Origin of the sequence: Pantoea sp. USHLN298, assembly GCF_037149395.1 — a bacterium.
GTDB lineage: Bacteria > Pseudomonadota > Gammaproteobacteria > Enterobacterales > Enterobacteriaceae > Pantoea > Pantoea astica.
In genome coordinates, this window is sequence record NZ_JBBCRO010000001.1 from 727,594 (window position 1) to 742,888 (window position 15,295).

The 15,295-nt window shown below is 55.7% G+C and carries 13 protein-coding genes; 6 read left to right on the forward strand and 7 right to left on the reverse strand.

Annotation, left to right across the window (positions count from 1 at the left end):
- Positions 1-9: 9 nt before the first annotated feature.
- Positions 10-240, reverse strand: coding sequence for a SymE family type I addiction module toxin (locus WFK59_RS03515; protein WP_336755014.1), 231 nt, complete (start codon positions 238-240; stop codon positions 10-12).
- Between the two features lie 1,176 nt (positions 241-1,416).
- Between WFK59_RS03515 and WFK59_RS03520 the strand changes: the two genes are divergently transcribed.
- Positions 1,417-1,980, forward strand: coding sequence for an Ail/Lom family outer membrane beta-barrel protein (locus tag WFK59_RS03520; RefSeq protein ID WP_233984609.1), 564 nt, complete (start codon positions 1,417-1,419; stop codon positions 1,978-1,980).
- Positions 1,981-2,437: 457 nt separating this feature from the next.
- Positions 2,438-2,980, forward strand: a complete 543-nt coding sequence (locus WFK59_RS03525; RefSeq protein ID WP_094120406.1) for a glycine zipper 2TM domain-containing protein — start codon at positions 2,438-2,440, stop codon at positions 2,978-2,980.
- Between the two features lie 117 nt (positions 2,981-3,097).
- Here the strand turns inward: WFK59_RS03525 and mfd are convergent, their stop codons facing one another.
- Both mfd and WFK59_RS03535 read right to left on the reverse strand, forming a co-directional pair.
- Positions 3,098-6,541 carry a transcription-repair coupling factor gene (mfd, locus tag WFK59_RS03530; protein WP_233984608.1) on the reverse strand — a complete coding sequence of 1,148 codons (3,444 nt, stop codon included), beginning with the start codon at positions 6,539-6,541 and terminating at the stop codon, positions 3,098-3,100.
- Between the two features lie 218 nt (positions 6,542-6,759).
- Positions 6,760-6,969, reverse strand: a complete 210-nt coding sequence (locus WFK59_RS03535) for a hypothetical protein (RefSeq protein ID WP_233984607.1) — start codon at positions 6,967-6,969, stop codon at positions 6,760-6,762.
- Positions 6,970-7,218: 249 nt separating this feature from the next.
- Between WFK59_RS03535 and lolC the strand changes: the two genes are divergently transcribed.
- The 4 genes from lolC to cobB all read left to right on the forward strand — a co-directional run bounded on the left by lolC (position 7,219) and on the right by cobB (position 11,341).
- Positions 7,219-8,418 carry a lipoprotein-releasing ABC transporter permease subunit LolC gene (gene lolC / locus WFK59_RS03540; RefSeq protein ID WP_233984606.1) on the forward strand — a complete coding sequence of 400 codons (1,200 nt, stop codon included), beginning with the start codon at positions 7,219-7,221 and terminating at the stop codon, positions 8,416-8,418.
- A complete protein-coding gene (gene lolD / locus WFK59_RS03545) occupies positions 8,411-9,115 on the forward strand; it encodes a lipoprotein-releasing ABC transporter ATP-binding protein LolD (RefSeq protein ID WP_094120409.1) in 705 nt (234 codons plus the stop codon). Before lolC ends, lolD begins: the two co-directional genes overlap by 8 nt.
- Positions 9,115-10,359, forward strand: coding sequence for a lipoprotein-releasing ABC transporter permease subunit LolE (gene lolE, locus WFK59_RS03550; protein WP_233984605.1), 1,245 nt, complete (start codon positions 9,115-9,117; stop codon positions 10,357-10,359). The genes lolD and lolE overlap by 1 nt, the downstream gene beginning before the upstream one ends.
- A 148-nt stretch (positions 10,360-10,507) precedes the next feature.
- The gene (cobB, locus tag WFK59_RS03555) at positions 10,508-11,341 is read left to right on the forward strand and encodes a Sir2 family NAD+-dependent deacetylase (protein WP_031374476.1); all 834 of its coding nucleotides are present in this window, start codon (positions 10,508-10,510) and stop codon (positions 11,339-11,341) included.
- 32 nt (positions 11,342-11,373) lie between these two features.
- On the opposite strand, the gene potD is transcribed toward cobB, so the two are convergent.
- From potD to potA, 4 genes are read right to left on the reverse strand one after another with little or no spacing between them, the layout of a single operon-like run.
- Positions 11,374-12,417: a spermidine/putrescine ABC transporter substrate-binding protein PotD gene (potD, locus tag WFK59_RS03560; protein ID WP_233984604.1), complete on the reverse strand. Its 1,044-nt coding sequence runs from the start codon at positions 12,415-12,417 to the stop codon at positions 11,374-11,376.
- 13 nt (positions 12,418-12,430) lie between these two features.
- The gene (gene potC / locus WFK59_RS03565; RefSeq protein WP_336755018.1) at positions 12,431-13,204 is read right to left on the reverse strand and encodes a spermidine/putrescine ABC transporter permease PotC; all 774 of its coding nucleotides are present in this window, start codon (positions 13,202-13,204) and stop codon (positions 12,431-12,433) included.
- Positions 13,201-14,052: a spermidine/putrescine ABC transporter permease PotB gene (gene potB / locus WFK59_RS03570; RefSeq protein WP_336755136.1), complete on the reverse strand. Its 852-nt coding sequence runs from the start codon at positions 14,050-14,052 to the stop codon at positions 13,201-13,203. Before potB ends, potC begins: the two co-directional genes overlap by 4 nt.
- Positions 14,045-15,160, reverse strand: a complete 1,116-nt coding sequence (gene potA, locus WFK59_RS03575) for a spermidine/putrescine ABC transporter ATP-binding protein PotA (protein WP_233984602.1) — start codon at positions 15,158-15,160, stop codon at positions 14,045-14,047. Before potA ends, potB begins: the two co-directional genes overlap by 8 nt.
- Between the last annotated feature and the right edge of the window lie 135 nt (positions 15,161-15,295).

Here is a 15,295-nt window from a genome sequence, read left to right on the forward strand (position 1 = left end):
ACCTGCCGATCACTCTTCAGCCAGCCGGATAATCAGCTGTCCTGGCCCGGTGATCACCTCAATCTTCTGCCCGGTCATAAAACCCAGCGCTTCCAGCCAGCGGCCGTTGATGGTGAGCTGTGGCAGCGGGTTCGGCTGGCCTCTGTTAGGCCGGTACCCCACTCTGTAATAATGTGCCTGCGATCTGCTGGCGGCGGTTGTGGGTGTGGTGGTGCCTGGCTTATGATGTGTCTCAGCCATAATCAACTCCTTATCAGTTGCTTGTGGTCAGTGGGCTGTCGGTGGTGAGACACCTTCAGCCCGCGCTAATAATCTCTCGTTATGCTCTTCCTTTCCTGTTTTATCCTGTTCAAATATACACCTTCTTCCGGGTGAACTCGCTGATAGCTAAGACATAAATTGCGAGGCACCTCTGAAAAATGGACTGTTTTTTTCCGGTCTGCAATTTGCTTATCCCTTCGTCGTGTCGCCTTCTGTAACATCAGTTGCAGGCAGGCTTTCATGCTGTAAATCCGCGTTAACCCGCCTTGAGCCAGTCTTCCGGATTACGCCTGTATCGCCGCCGAAACCGGTAACGAAGGGATTTTCCTGCGGGTTAATACAGCGGCTGTACTGAATGCGACCGGCAGCTAAAACCCTCCAGCGACAGTCACTGTCTGGTGGAGACCGATCCGCGTTTCGTTAATCAGAAGCAGTGGCTGAGCAGCGACTACTAAAAACTCTGCAACGCTACGAAACCGGCTTTATAAAATATGTTCACCGGTGTTTCTGCACAAATAACCAGGCTATCGAAGTCATGCTTTATAGCAAGAGTGTCAGATTATCTGTCAGCAAGCGAAGGCGGGGTTACACATCTCTGTTACTGAAACGCAGAACCTGTTGTTAGCGCGATAAGGCATTTAAATGAATCGGTAAGCTGAACGTGTCTGAGAATCAAATAGACAGGTAAGAAGTGCATTAATAATATTCCCAAAATGCCTATTTTACCAATATCCGGTCTTGATGCGCTGGTCGGCTTTTGATTTAATGATGGCACCAATTATATGAGAGTTGAAAAGAGCTAACTTCATATTTTATTAATGCAGATCGCCTATAGAGTTCAGATTCAAGGTCTGGTTTTTTGATTAATTAGCGGTTGTCAACTGATATCATATGCCAGTAATTTAAAAGCGTAGTCGCGTCACAAAATTTAAAATGCAGCGGTCTTTTGTTCATGAAATCTTAACGTGCTTAAACAGCGCACCTGGTGATTCCGCACTGATAGCGAATCGCGGCGTGCGCTAAGAAATTCCTGTCCGGTATAGGCGGATGGATAGTCGACATTCTCTTTCCGTCGGATATTGGTGATTCAGGGAACGAAGTCCTGCGTGAAGCGCAGGGGAATAATTTTAAATTATTGAAAGGAATAATCCGGGAATGAAAAGCAAAATTGCGTTAATGGCATTACTTTGTGGTGGCCTGTTTACCGGTAGCGCTGCGCTGGCGGATAACCATACCGTCTCGGTCGGTTATGCGCAAAGTAAGGTGGACGATTTTAAAAATATCCGTGGGGTGAATGTTCAGTATCGTTATGAATGGGATTCCCCATTAAGCGTTATCGGGTCATTCAGCTACATGAAAGGCGATGACACCTATTCCGAGCGTAATGATTATTTTAATGAAATTGGTGGGTATGACAGCAAAACAGAGCTGAAATATTATTCACTGATGGCGGGTCCGGCCTATCGTATCAATGACTATGTCAGCTTGTATGGTCTGATCGGTCTGGCTCATACCAAAGTTGAAGATAAAACCACTTATCTGACGCAATACTCTGAAGAGTATAACGAAAGCAAAACCTCCTTTGCTTACGGTGCAGGCGTAGTGGTTAACCCGATAAGCGCACTGTCCATCAGTGTTGGCTATGAAGGTACCAGGGTCAAATATAACGATGATGTCGCCATCAATGGCTTTAATATCGCCGTTGGCTACCGTTTCTAAATCGCCGAGAGGATAAGCATTACGGTACGGAACCGGAATGCTTATCCTGTTCACCACAAAACAGTGTAGCTGCCCGCCACTCTCAGCTAATTTACCGCAAGCGTGACACGGGCTACGGTAAAGTGCCGTTACGGAGCCTGACTAAGGCAACGTCAAGCACCCTGCGGCGTCACGCTTAAATTTCAGCTAGCGCAGTGGCTATCCCACTGATTTTTCAGGTCTGACTCCTCTGTTTCACCCGTTATTGCTGCTGCTTTTTCCGCCTCGGAACTCTCCTAAAAGCTGGCACTGTTGCCAGAGTGACCGTTTTCCTCCATTTATCTGATGTTGCAATTTCGGTCCATCTGTAAAACTTAATCCCATGAAACACGGCGAGTCGCGCACGCCGATCTGCCTCAGTTGAAGAGGATGCTTCAGCGGCAGGAATGCGCGGTAACACTTTCAGGAGGAACTTCCTGTGAATAAATCAATGTTAGCGGGTATCGGTATTGGTGTGGCAGCGGCGTTAGGTGTTGCCGCCGTGGCAGGCATGAATGTGTTTGATCGCGGTCCACAATACGCACAGGTGCTGGCTGCAACGCCCATCAAAGAGAGCATTAAGCAGCCGCGTCAGGAGTGTCGTAATGTGACGCTGACGCATCGTCGTGCGGTACAGGATGAAAACCGTCTGGCTGGCTCGGTATTAGGTGCAGTAGCGGGTGGAGTATTAGGTCATCAGTTTGGTGGCGGTCGCGGTAAAGATGTAGCGACGGTGGCAGGTGCCGTTGCCGGTGGTTATGCCGGTAATCAGGTCCAGGCCGGTATGCAGAACCGTGATACCTACACCACAACCGAGCAGCGCTGCAAAACGGTATATGATAAACAAGAGAAAATGCTGGGATATGACGTGACCTATAAAATAGGCGACCAGCAGGGCAAAATCCGCATGGAAAATGACCCTGGCACACGTATCCCACTGGACCGCAATGGTCAGCTGATTCTTAATAGCGACCAGGCGTAATTGGGCAAAGCTTTGCCGCATTAGCGGCCACACAGCACAGTAGTAAAGAAAAGGCGCATCCTGAGATGCGCCTTTTTGTTTTTACTCCACTTTGCCGAACACCGCAATGAAAGGGCGCTAGGCCCGATTTTCAGCCAGTTGTGATACGAATCCCTGCACCCATTCCATGCGGACTTTCCTTTCCGACAGTTCACGGGTAAAGCGTAAGCGCGTCGGACCTTCCAGCTTCCACTGTTTAGGATCTTTCTGCAGCAGGCCAATCAGCCAGGTCGGATCAACGCTGTTATCTGGCGCAAAATCGAAATAGCCACCTTTGTCGCTGGCTTCAATCTTGCGTACGCCCACCGCCCGCGCTTTTAGCCGCAAAATTGCCACGTCCAGCAGGTTGCGTGCCGGATCGGGCAGCAGGCCAAAGCGGTCGATCATCTCTACCTTCAGCTCCTGCAATTCATCCTCACTCTCCGCGCTGGCGATCCGTTTATAGAGGGAGAGGCGCGTACTGACATCCGGAATAAACTCTTCCGGCAGCAGGGCGGGCATCCGCAGCTCGACTTCGGTCTGGTTGCTGGTGAGATCTTCAAGCGACGGCTCGCGACCCTCTTTCAGGGCATCCACCGCATTTTCCAGCAGCTCCATATAGAGCGAAAAGCCCAGCGTCTCCATCTGGCCGCTCTGTTCCTCACCCAACAGCTCGCCGGCACCGCGAATCTCCAGATCGTGCGTCGCCAGCGCAAAACCGGCACCCAGATCTTCCAGCGACGCGATCGCTTCCAGCCGCTTCTGCGCATCAGCCGTCATCGCTTTAGGATGCGGCGTCAGCAGCCAGGCGTAGGCCTGATGATGCGATCGGCCGACGCGTCCCCGTAGCTGATGCAACTGCGCCAGACCGAAGTGATCCGCACGCTCAATGATGATGGTATTGGCGGTTGGAATATCGATGCCGGTCTCAATGATGGTGGTACACACCAGCACGTTAAACCGTTGATGATGGAAATCATTCATCACCCGTTCCAGGTCGCGTTCACGCATCTGACCGTGACCAATGGCGACACGCGCTTCCGGCACCAGGTCGGTTAAGCGCTGTGCCGCTTTCTCGATATTTTCGACGTCGTTATAGAGGTAGTAGACCTGCCCGCCGCGCAATATTTCGCGCAGGATCGCCTCCCGAATCACCAGATCGTCAAACTCACGCACAAAGGTCTTCACCGCCAGACGGCGCGCCGGCGGGGTGGCAATGATCGACAGATCGCGCATGCCGCTCATCGCCATATTCAGGGTCCGCGGGATCGGCGTTGCGGTCAGGGTCAGGATATCGACATCGGCCCGCATCGCTTTAATCCGCTCTTTGTGACGCACGCCAAAGCGGTGCTCCTCATCGACGATCAGCAGGCCGAGATCGCGCCATTTGAGATCGCTCATCAGTAGCTTATGGGTACCGATCAGAATATCGATCTTGCCCTCGCTGGCCTGCTCCAGCACCTGGGCCTGCTCTTTGGCGGTACGAAAGCGCGACAGCATTTCAATCCGCACCGGCCAGTTAGCGAAGCGATCGCGGAAATTATCGTAGTGCTGCTGCGCCAGCAGGGTGGTCGGCACCAGCACCGCCACCTGCTTATTGTTCTCAACCGCCAGAAACGCGGCGCGCATTGCCACTTCGGTTTTACCAAAGCCCACGTCACCGCATACCAGGCGGTCCATTGCCAGCGGCTCGCACATATCACTGAGCACCGCATTGATCGCCTGCGCCTGGTCGGGCGTAGTCTCAAACGGGAAACTTTCGCAGAACAGCTGGTACTGTTCACGATTATGTTTAAAGGCAAAACCGGTTTTGGCGGCACGCTGAGCGTAGATATCCAGCAGTTCTGCCGCCACGTCACGGACTTTTTCGGCCGCTTTCTGCCGGGCGCGTGACCAGGCATCGCTGCCGAGCTTATGCAGCGGCGCATTATCGTCGGCACCGCCAGCGTAACGGCTGATCAGATGCAGCGAGGAGACCGGCACATAGAGTTTGGCGTCGTTGGCGTAGGAGAGCATCAGGTATTCAGCCTGAATGCCGCCCGCTTCCAGCGTAGTCAGGCCAATGTAGCGGCCAACGCCATGTTCAAGATGGACCACCGGCTGGCCGGGATGCAGCTCGGCCAGGTTACGAATCAGAATGTCCGGGTTAATCGTGCGGCGGGTATCCTGGCGGCGGCGGCTGACGCGCTCACCCAGCAGGTCGCTTTCACAAATCAGCGCCCGGTTGCCCTGCGTATCAATAAAGCCGCGCTCGCTGGCGCCAATCATCAGGCTGAACCGTTCTTCGCCGGTTTGATCGAAGCGTTTGACCGCCTGAGGACGGAGTTTAATGCGCGCCAGCAGCTCCTGCAGGCTTTCGCGACGACCTTCACTCTCAACCGAGAACACCACCGCACCGCTAAAGGTTTCGATGAACTGACGCAGATGATCCAGCGGCGCTTTAGCCTGCGCCTGTACTGTCAGGTCGGGCAGAGGCTGGTAACCCAGATTGGTGTTGGCGGCTTTCGCGGGCAGCTGCTCATTGGTCATCTGGATACGCGGCCAGCTTTTCAGCTCGCCCATTAACGCATCAGGCCGTAACCACAGGTTGGTGGGTTCCAGCAGCGGACGCATCGGATCGACCCGGCGATTCTCATAGCGGGCTTCGGCATCCTGCCAGAAGCGGGTCGCGCTCCCTTCCAGATCGCCGCAGTTAACAATCAGCGTATTGTCAGGCAGATAGCTGAACAGGCTGGGCAGCGGCTGCTCAAAAAACAGTGGCTGCCAGTATTCGATACCGGCGGGCAGCGTCCCTTTGCTGACCTGCTGATAGACGTGCTCCGACTCGCGGCGCACATCAAAAATTTCGCGCCAGCGGCTGCGGAACAGCTCAATCGCCGCCTTGTCGCTGGGGAACTCATGCGCAGGCAGCAGATTGATTTCCGCTACCGCTTCCAGCGTACGCTGGCTGTCGACATCAAACAGGCGCAGGCTGTCGATCTCATCATCAAAAAAGTCGATGCGGTAGGGCTGGTCGCTGCCCATCGGGAAGAGATCGAGCAGCGCACCGCGCGTGGCGTATTCGCCATGCTCCATCACCTGATCGACATGACGGTAACCCGCCTGCTCCAGCTGATCGCGCAGCCGATCGCGCGACAGTTTCTGTCCCTGTTTCATCACCAGCGCATGGCCGTGCAGGAAACTGTGCGGGCAGACGCGCTGCATCAGGGTATTGACCGGCATAATCAGCATGCCGCGCTGCATTACCGGCAATCCATACAGCGTCGACAGACGGGCGGAAATAATATCCTGATGCGGTGAAAAACTGTCGTAAGGCAGCGTTTCCCAGTCGGCAAGATGCGCCACCGGCAGATCGGTAAACTGGCGGATCTCGTCCAGCAGACGCAGGGCGGTTTGGGTATCGGGCGTAATCATTAACACCGGACCGGCATGTCGCTCGGTAATGCTGGCACACTCCACCGCGTGCGCAGCGCCAATAAGCTGGCCGAGCTGACGGTGATCGCCGGATTTAACGGGCAGGGTATAGCGAGTCTGTTCGGACATGGGATCTCGGGGTTGCTCCATTTTTACCAGGACGTAATCATTCCATATTACGTCATGGCGATCACCTCTGCGGCACAATTTTCCTGCGGCAGCGAGCGGAACCCGCGGTTCGGGCGGGATAAGCGAGGGTCAGCGTAGATGGCAAATCGAGAAGAAGGGCGGGGGAAAACCGCCGTCGCACGGTGGCGACGGGGTAAACAGCCGGACAGGGCTGAGGATTATTTTATGGATTGCTGTGTGTAATACATGCGCGGGCGGTCAATGTTCGCCCAGGTTAATTCCTGCTCAGAATGATAGCTATGATTGCCATCATCCCATTTTACGTAGTAGCCGGCGGGCGCATCTCCCTGCCCGAAGACGTTGATCACTTCGCCTCTGATCTCCCCGGATTTATGTTTTACGATGCTGCCTTTGGGAAATTTAAACATGGTCGCTACCTCTTACCGCTGTGCGATAACGTCACGCCTTATCGTCTTACTGATTGTAGTCTACCCCGATCGCTGCGGGATAATCCGCCAATAACCCGCAGCTTTAGCCGCTATACTGGCGCTTTGTCGCGCAGCCTGACCCGTTCTGATACAACTTTGCCGCCGACTCAGAGGGTTAGAGGTTTCATAAAGGCAGCGGCTCCTTTATCATCCCCCTACCTATTTTCAGGCAACGGCTTACTGGATTCCATGTATCAACCTGTCGCGCTATTTATCGGTCTGCGTTACATGCGCGGACGCGCATCGGATCGCTTCGGTCGCTTTGTCTCCTGGCTTTCTACTATTGGCATTACGCTTGGCGTGCTGGCGATGGTGACGGTTCTGTCCGTCATGAACGGCTTTGAACGTGAGCTTGAAGGCAACATTCTTGGGCTGATGCCTCAGGCGCTGGTGACCAGCGATAAAGGCAGTATCAACCCGCAACAACAACCGGCTTCCAGCCTGGCGTTGCAGGGCATCAGCCGCATTGCGCCGCTGACCACCGCCAACGTGGTGCTGCAAAGCCCGCACAGCGTCTCGGTGGGCGTGATGCTCGGCATTCAGCCGGATGAAAAAGATCCGCTCACCCCTTTTCTGGTCAATACCCAACAGAGCGTGCTGCAACCCGGACAATATAATGTGATCCTCGGCGAGCAGCTGGCGTCACAGCTCGGCGTGAAGCGCGGCGATCAGCTGCGTCTGATGGTGCCGTCGGTCAGCCAGTTTACCCCGATGGGACGGGTCCCGAGCCAGCGTCTGTTTACCGTGGCGGGTACCTATGCCGCCAACAGTGAAGTTGATGGCTATCAGATTCTGGTCAATCAGCAGGATGCGTCGCGCGTGATGCGCTATCCGGCCGGGAATATTACCGGCTGGCGCTTGTGGCTGGATAAGCCGCTGCAGGTTGATAGCCTGAGTCAGCAGACCCTGCCAGCCGGGCTGGTATGGAAAGACTGGCGTGAGCGCAAGGGCGATCTGTTCCAGGCGGTGCGGATGGAGAAAAACATGATGGGGCTGCTGCTGAGCCTGATCATCGCCGTTGCCGCCTTTAACATCATCACCTCACTGGGCCTGCTGATTATGGAGAAGCAGGGCGAGGTAGCGATCCTGCAAACCCAGGGGCTGACGCGCCGACAGATTGTGGCGGTGTTTATGGTGCAGGGCGCCAGCGCCGGCATTATCGGCACCTTACTCGGTACGCTGCTGGGCGTGTTGCTGGCCAGTCAGCTGAATAATCTGATGCCGCTGATCGGCCTGTTCCTTGATGGTGCCGCGCTGCCGGTCGACATTAATCTGTGGCAAGTGGTGACCATCGCCCTGAGCGCGATGGTGGTGGCGCTGCTTTCTACGCTCTATCCTTCGTGGCGCGCTGCCGCCGTTCAACCCGCTGAGGCTTTACGTTATGAGTAACTCTCCTTTGTTGCAGTGTCGCGACCTGTGTAAACGCTATCAGGAAGGCAGCGTGCAGACCGATGTGCTGCGCAATGTGGCTTTCAGCCTGCAGCCTGGTGAACTGACGGCCATCGTCGGCAGTTCGGGATCGGGCAAAAGTACCCTGCTGCACCTGCTGGGCGGTCTGGATGCGCCGACCTCGGGCGATGTGATATTTGATGGTCAGTCACTGAACGCCATGTCCTCCTCGGCTAAAGCGGATCTGCGCAACCGCGAGCTGGGCTTTATCTATCAGTTTCATCATCTGCTGCCCGATTTTAGCGCGCTGGAGAACGTGGCGATGCCGTTGCTGATTGGCAAAGTGGCCAAAGCTGAAGCGCAGGATCGCGCCCGCGAGATGCTGGCCGCGGTGGGACTCGATCATCGCGCCGCTCACCGGCCATCGGAGCTGTCGGGCGGTGAACGTCAGCGCGTGGCGATTGCCCGTGCGCTGGTCAACCGTCCTCGTCTGGTGATGGCCGATGAGCCCACCGGTAACCTCGATGCGCGCAATGCCGATGCGATTTTTGCCCTGCTGGGTGAACTTAACGTGCGTCAGGGCACCGCGTTTCTGGTGGTGACCCACGATCTGCAGCTGGCGAAACGGATGTCGCGCCAGATGGAGATGCGTGACGGGCAGTTAAGCGAACAGCTGAGCATGGCAGGAGCGGTGTAATGGGATCGTCGTTATCGCTGCTGTTAGGTCTGCGCTTTAGCCGGGGTCGTCGCCGTGGCGGCATGGTATCGCTGATTTCGGTGATCTCAACCATCGGTATTGCGCTGGGCGTGGCGGTGTTAATTATCGGCCTGAGCGCGATGAACGGGTTTGAGCGTGAGCTGAATAACCGCATTCTGGCGGTGGTACCGCACGGTGAGATTGAAGCGGTAAATCAGCCGTTTCAGCGCTGGCAGTCGATGATTGCACCGATTGAAAAGGTCCCCGGCATTGCGGCGGCGGCGCCTTATATCAACTTCACCGGGCTGATTGAAAGCGGTGCGCGGCTGGAAGCGCTGCAGGTTAAAGGCGTCGATCCGGCGCAGGAGCCGCGTCTCAGCGCGCTGCCGCAGTTTGTCGCCAGCAACGCCTGGTCCACTTTTGCCGCCGGTAAACAGCAGATCATCCTCGGCGGCGGCATTGCGGATACGCTGAAGGTTAAACAGGGTGACTGGATTACCATCATGATCCCGAATAACGACGGGGAGAATAAGCTGCTGCAGCCGAAGCGTATCCGGCTTCAGGTCAGCGGTATCCTGCAGCTGAGCGGCATGCTCGATCACAGTCTGGCGCTGGTGCCGCTGGCTGATGCACAGCACTATCTGGATATGGGCAACAGCGTCACCGGCATTGCGTTAAAAATGAATGACCCGTTCCAGGCGGTAAAGCTGGTACGGGATGCCGGCGAAGCGACCCGCTCTTATGTCTATATCAAAAGCTGGATCGGCACCTACGGCTACATGTATCGCGATATCCAGATGATTCGCGCCATCATGTATCTGGCGATGGTGCTGGTGATTGGCGTTGCCTGCTTTAATATCGTTTCCACGCTGGTGATGGCGGTCAAAGACAAAAGCAGTGATATTGCGGTGCTGCGTACCCTCGGTGCCAAAGATCGTCTGATTCGCGCCATCTTTATCTGGTACGGTCTGCTGGCAGGCCTGCTCGGCAGCGTCAGCGGCGTGGTGGTGGGCGTGCTGGTGTCACTCAACCTGACACATCTGGTACGCGGGCTGGAGTCACTCACCGGCCATCATCTGCTGGCGGGCGATATTTACTTTATCGACTTCCTGCCGTCGGAGCTGCACTGGATCGATGTGTTCTCCGTTCTGATTACCGCCATTGTGTTGAGCCTGGTCGCCAGCTGGTATCCTGCCAGACGCGCCAGCCGCATCGACCCGGCTCGGGTATTGAGCGGACAGTAATGACACGCGGCGCGAATCCACTCTTCGCGCCGCGCACATTTTCGGCCTCTGCTGCATGGCGCTGTCATGCGCAACCGTTATTATCGGGTGTTTTCAGCCCAGAATTTGTTTATAGCGGCTCGCCGAAGCCGCTGCTCCAGGAGATTTTATGCGTACACCACGTCGCCGCATACGACTTGCCCGCCTTAAAAAGACCCGGAGAAAGGTGCATCAGCGCTTTCGCCAGCGAATTTTCGAGCGTGATCGTCAGGCCGAACTGGCCGCCCATCCGCAGCCGCATGTGGTGGTGCTGACCGGCGCTGGCATTTCTGCTGAGTCCGGCATCCGCACCTTCCGCGCCGCTGACGGCTTGTGGGAAGAACATCATGTTGAGGATGTTGCCACGCCGGAAGGTTTCCAGCGCGATCCTGCGCTGGTGCAACGTTTCTATAACGCCCGTCGTCAGCAGCTGCAGCAGGCGGAGATTCAGCCCAATGCCGCCCATCTGGCGCTGGCGGAGCTGGAACAGGTGCTGGGTGATAACTTTCTGCTGGTGACGCAGAATATCGATAATCTGCATGAGCGTGCCGGCAATGCGCGGGTACTGCATATGCATGGCGAACTGCTGAAGGTACGCTGTGTCAACAGCGGCCAGGTGATTGAGTGGACCGGTGATATCACCCCGGATGACCGCTGTACCTGCTGCCAGTTTCCATCCGCGCTGCGTCCGCATGTGGTGTGGTTCGGTGAGATGCCGCTGGGCATGGAGCAGATCTATCAGGCGCTGGAGCAGGCCGACTACTTTATTGCTATCGGGACCTCAGGCCATGTCTATCCGGCAGCCGGTTTTGTGCATGAAGCCAAACTGCAGGGCGCGCACACCGTCGAGCTGAACCTGGAGCCGAGCCAGGTAGGCAATGAGTTTGCCGAGCGTCACTACGGCCTGGCCAGCGAAGTGGTGCCGGAGTTCGTGCATACGCTGCTGCGCGGCCTGTACAAATAAATCGGGCGGCTGTTGCCGCCCGGTTATCAGGCTTAACGGCCCGCTTTCAGCTGCTGGAACAGCGTCTCATACTGCACGCTGGCATCGCCGACATCATCCTGCCATTCGCCGTGCTGAATGATTTCATCGGACGGATAGAGTGACGGATCGTTCGCCACCGCCGCTGGCAGCAGTTTTCTGGCGGCCAGATTCGGCGTTGGATAGCCGATGGTCTCTGCCACTTTTGCCGCTACGTCGGGGCGCAGCAGGAAGTTAATCAGCTTCAGCGCGCCCGCTTTGTTTTTCGCGTTAGCAGGAATGGCCAGGTTATCCATCCAGAAAATGCCGCCTTCTTCGGGCCAGACAACTTCCAGCGGCGTTCCCGCCTGACGGGCTACATAGGCTGAGCCATTCCAGATCATCCCCAGATTCACTTCACCTTCCATGTAGGGGTTGCCCGGATTGTCGGAGTTGAACGCCAGCACGTTCGGCATCAGCTTTTTCAGCTCCTGATAAGCCGCCTTGATCTGCGCCGGATCGCGGGTGTTACCGGAGTAACCGAGCTTACGCAGCGCCATCTGAAACACTTCCCGCGCATCGTCGGTCAGCAACAGGCTCTGCTTATATTCCGGTTTCCACAAGTCGGCCCAGCGGGTGACGCTCTTAGGGTCGATCTCGTCACGGTTGACGCCAATCGCCGTTGCGCCCCAGATGTAGGGAATAGAGTAATCGTTGTTGGGATCGAACGGCTTGTTCAGCAGATTTGGATCAAGGTTGCTGAAGTTGCTCAGCTGGCTCTTATCGATCTTCTGCAACATGCCTTCGTTACGCATCTTCGCCACGAAGTAGGTTGAGGGCACCACCAGATCGTAGGCGCCATCTTTCCAGGTTTTGAGCTTGGCATACATGCTCTCATTGGATTCATACGTCGAGTAGATCACCCTGATGCCGGTCTCTTTAGTAAACTGTTCCAGCAGGCCCGGCGGGACATACTCGGTCCAGTTATAGAAGTAGAGCGTTTTACCGTCGTCCGCCTGGGCAGACTGCATCCCCAGTGCCAGCGCGCCAGCCGCCAGCCAGTGAGACCATTTTTTCATTATCATTCCCCGGTTATTTATTTCTGTCACGCAGTAACCACTGACTGCCGGCTACCAGCAGCAACGACAGCAGCATCAGAATGGTGGCGAGCGCATTCACCTCCGGTGAGACGCCCACCTTGACCATTGAGTAAATCTTCAGCGGTAATATTTCAAAGGTCGGGCCGGTCACAAACGAAGAGACCACCACATCATCCATGGAGAGGGTAAAGCTCAGCAACCAGCCGGCCGCGACGGCGGGCATCGCCAGCGGCAGGATAATTTTGCGCAGAATCGTGGTCTCGCTGGCACCCAGATCTTTTGCCGCTTCCAGCATCCGCACATCAAAACCTTTCAGCCGCGAGTAAACGGTGATCACCACAAACGGCAGACAGAAGGTGATGTGTGAGAACAGCAGCGACCAGAAACCCAGCGAGATCCCCAGCAGCATAAACAGCACCAGCAGCGAAATCGCCATCACAATATCCGGCGACATCATCACCACAAATAGCATACCGCTGACAAAAGGCTTGCCACGAAAGCGGTAGCGGTAGAGCGCCACGGCGGTAAGCGAGCCGATCAACGTTGCACAGCTGGCTGACAGCACCCCCATGATCAGCGAATGCTGCGCCGCCTGCAGCAGGCTGTCGTTGTTCAGCAGCAGGTGATACCACTGCGTCGTGAATCCCTGCCAGTTAATGCCAAACCGCGAGGCGTTAAACGAATTGACGATCAAAATCACAATCGGAATATAAAACCAGGCGTAAATCACCGCCATAAAACTGCCGCGTAACAGGCGTGCCATCATCCTAAATCCACCTTGTTATTCAGCAGACGCGCAACGCGCCAGTAAATCAGCAGCAGCAGGCCCATTAGCAGCGTCATCACGATGCTGGTGGCGGCACCAAACGGCCAGTCGCGGATATTAAGGAACTGACTTTTGATCACGTTACCAATCAGCAGGTTTTTCGCGCCGCCCATTAAATCAGCCACGTAGAACAGCCCCATCGCCGGGATCAACACCAGCAGGCAGCCGGCAATAATGCCCGGCATGGTGAGCGGCAGAATGATGCGAAAGAAGGTCTGTATTTTTCCGGCACCTAAATCACGCGCCGCTTCCAGCAGCGGCTTGTCCAGCTTTTCCAGGCTGGAGTAGAGCGGCAGCACCATAAACGGCAGCAGGATGTAGATCAGGCCCAGCACCACCGCCTCCGGGGTGTAGATTATCCGAAACGGCTTATCGATCAGGCCAAGCGTCAGCAGAAAATCATTCAGCCAGCCACGGGTACTGAGAAATATTTTCAGGCCATAAATGCGGATCAGGGAGTTAGTCCAGAAGGGCACAATCAGCAGGAACAGCATCAGCGGACGCAGACGCGCCGGTAATTTTGTCAGACACCAGGCGAACGGGTAGCCCAGCAGCAGACAGCAGAGGGTGGCGATCAGCGCCATGTTGAGCGAATGCAGCAGCACTTCGGCATAGAGCGGATCAAGCAGCCGCGTGTAGTTGCTGAGGGTAAAGACCGCGCTGACAAAGTGTGCATCATCACGCGTCAGAAAGCTGGTGATAAAGATCATCAGGTTAGGCAGAAAGACAAACAGCGCCAGCCAGCCGACGATCAGCGCAATGACGCTCTTCTGGAAACCGTTACGCATCAGCTTCATACGGCAACACCACCTCCCAGCTGGGCACCCAGTTCACCGCCATCTTCTGGTTCAGTGAGTGGTCAAAGTCAGGATCGTCTTCATTGAAGAACTCGCTCACCGTCACCAGCTTGCCGTTCTCCAGTTCAACGGTTGATTCCAGCGTCATGCCTTTGTAGTTACGCTCACGGACATAGCCGATCAGGCCATCCACTGCGCTGTCACCGTGGATCTCTTCCACGCGCAAATCCTCCGGGCGCAGCATCACATGCAGCCGGTCACCTGTCCGGACCGGGAAAGCGCAGTGAATATCGCACTCACGGCCTTCTACCCGCGCCCGAATCCGTGGGGCGTTTTCGCTGGCGATCACTTCAGCATCAAAAACGTTGATCTCACCGATAAAGCGGGCGACAAACAGGTTATCAGGCTCTTCGTAGATCTCACGCGGCGTACCGTCCTGCACAATTTTTCCGTCGCGCATTACCACAATCCGATCGGACATGGTCAGCGCCTCTTCCTGATCGTGGGTGACGAAAACAAAGGTAATACCCAGCTTACGCTGCAGCGCTTTCAACTCGTTCTGCATCTGCTTACGCAACTTATAATCCAGCGCAGAGAGCGACTCATCCAGCAACAGCACCTTTGGCCGGTTGACCACCGCACGGGCGATAGCAACACGCTGCTGCTGTCCGCCCGACAGCTGATGCGGACGGCGATCGGCAAAGCTCTCCAGCTGCACCATCGCCAGCGCATCAGTGACCCGGGTAGTGATCTGCGCCGCCGGGGTTTTTTGCATCCGCAAACCAAAGGCGACGTTCTCGAACACCGTCATATGCGGGAACAGTGCGTAGCTCTGAAACACCGTATTGACGTGACGATGTTCAGCAACGGTATCGGTAATATCCTGGTTGTCCAGCAGGATGCGCCCGCTATCGGCCTCTTCCAGCCCGGCAATCAGGCGCAGAATGGTGGTTTTGCCACAGCCCGAGGGGCCAAGCAGCGTGATAAATTCGCCATGGTGAATGGTCAGATTAAAATCATCAATGATGGTTTTGCCATCGAAGGCTTTACTGATGCCAGAAAGCGTAACCAGCGCCTGCTGTGCGCGTGTTTGCGTCATTTTAGTCTCAGTCTGTCAAAGGTCGATCAGGTTACAGCATAGCCGCCTACCGCAGCCAGCCAGCAAGAAGGGGCGGATGATACCTGAAAACTGTGTCATTGCCATGTTTTGACCACGCCGGGCAGCCGATAATCG

Bases quoted from the DNA above. Each gene is read 5' to 3' on its own strand.
- WFK59_RS03515 (WP_336755014.1), bottom strand. From the start codon at position 240: ATGGCTGAGACACATCATAAGCCAGGCACCACCACACCCACAACCGCC.
- WFK59_RS03520 (WP_233984609.1), top strand. From the start codon at position 1,417: ATGAAAAGCAAAATTGCGTTAATGGCATTACTTTGTGGTGGCCTGTTT.
- mfd (WP_233984608.1), bottom strand. From the start codon at position 6,541: ATGTCCGAACAGACTCGCTATACCCTGCCCGTTAAATCCGGCGATCAC.
- WFK59_RS03535 (WP_233984607.1), bottom strand. From the start codon at position 6,969: ATGTTTAAATTTCCCAAAGGCAGCATCGTAAAACATAAATCCGGGGAG.
- lolC (WP_233984606.1), top strand. From the start codon at position 7,219: ATGTATCAACCTGTCGCGCTATTTATCGGTCTGCGTTACATGCGCGGA.
- lolD (WP_094120409.1), top strand. From the start codon at position 8,411: ATGAGTAACTCTCCTTTGTTGCAGTGTCGCGACCTGTGTAAACGCTAT.
- lolE (WP_233984605.1), top strand. From the start codon at position 9,115: ATGGGATCGTCGTTATCGCTGCTGTTAGGTCTGCGCTTTAGCCGGGGT.
- cobB (WP_031374476.1), top strand. From the start codon at position 10,508: ATGCGTACACCACGTCGCCGCATACGACTTGCCCGCCTTAAAAAGACC.
- potD (WP_233984604.1), bottom strand. From the start codon at position 12,417: ATGAAAAAATGGTCTCACTGGCTGGCGGCTGGCGCGCTGGCACTGGGG.
- potC (WP_336755018.1), bottom strand. From the start codon at position 13,204: ATGATGGCACGCCTGTTACGCGGCAGTTTTATGGCGGTGATTTACGCC.
- potB (WP_336755136.1), bottom strand. From the start codon at position 14,052: ATGCGTAACGGTTTCCAGAAGAGCGTCATTGCGCTGATCGTCGGCTGG.
- potA (WP_233984602.1), bottom strand. From the start codon at position 15,160: ATGACGCAAACACGCGCACAGCAGGCGCTGGTTACGCTTTCTGGCATC.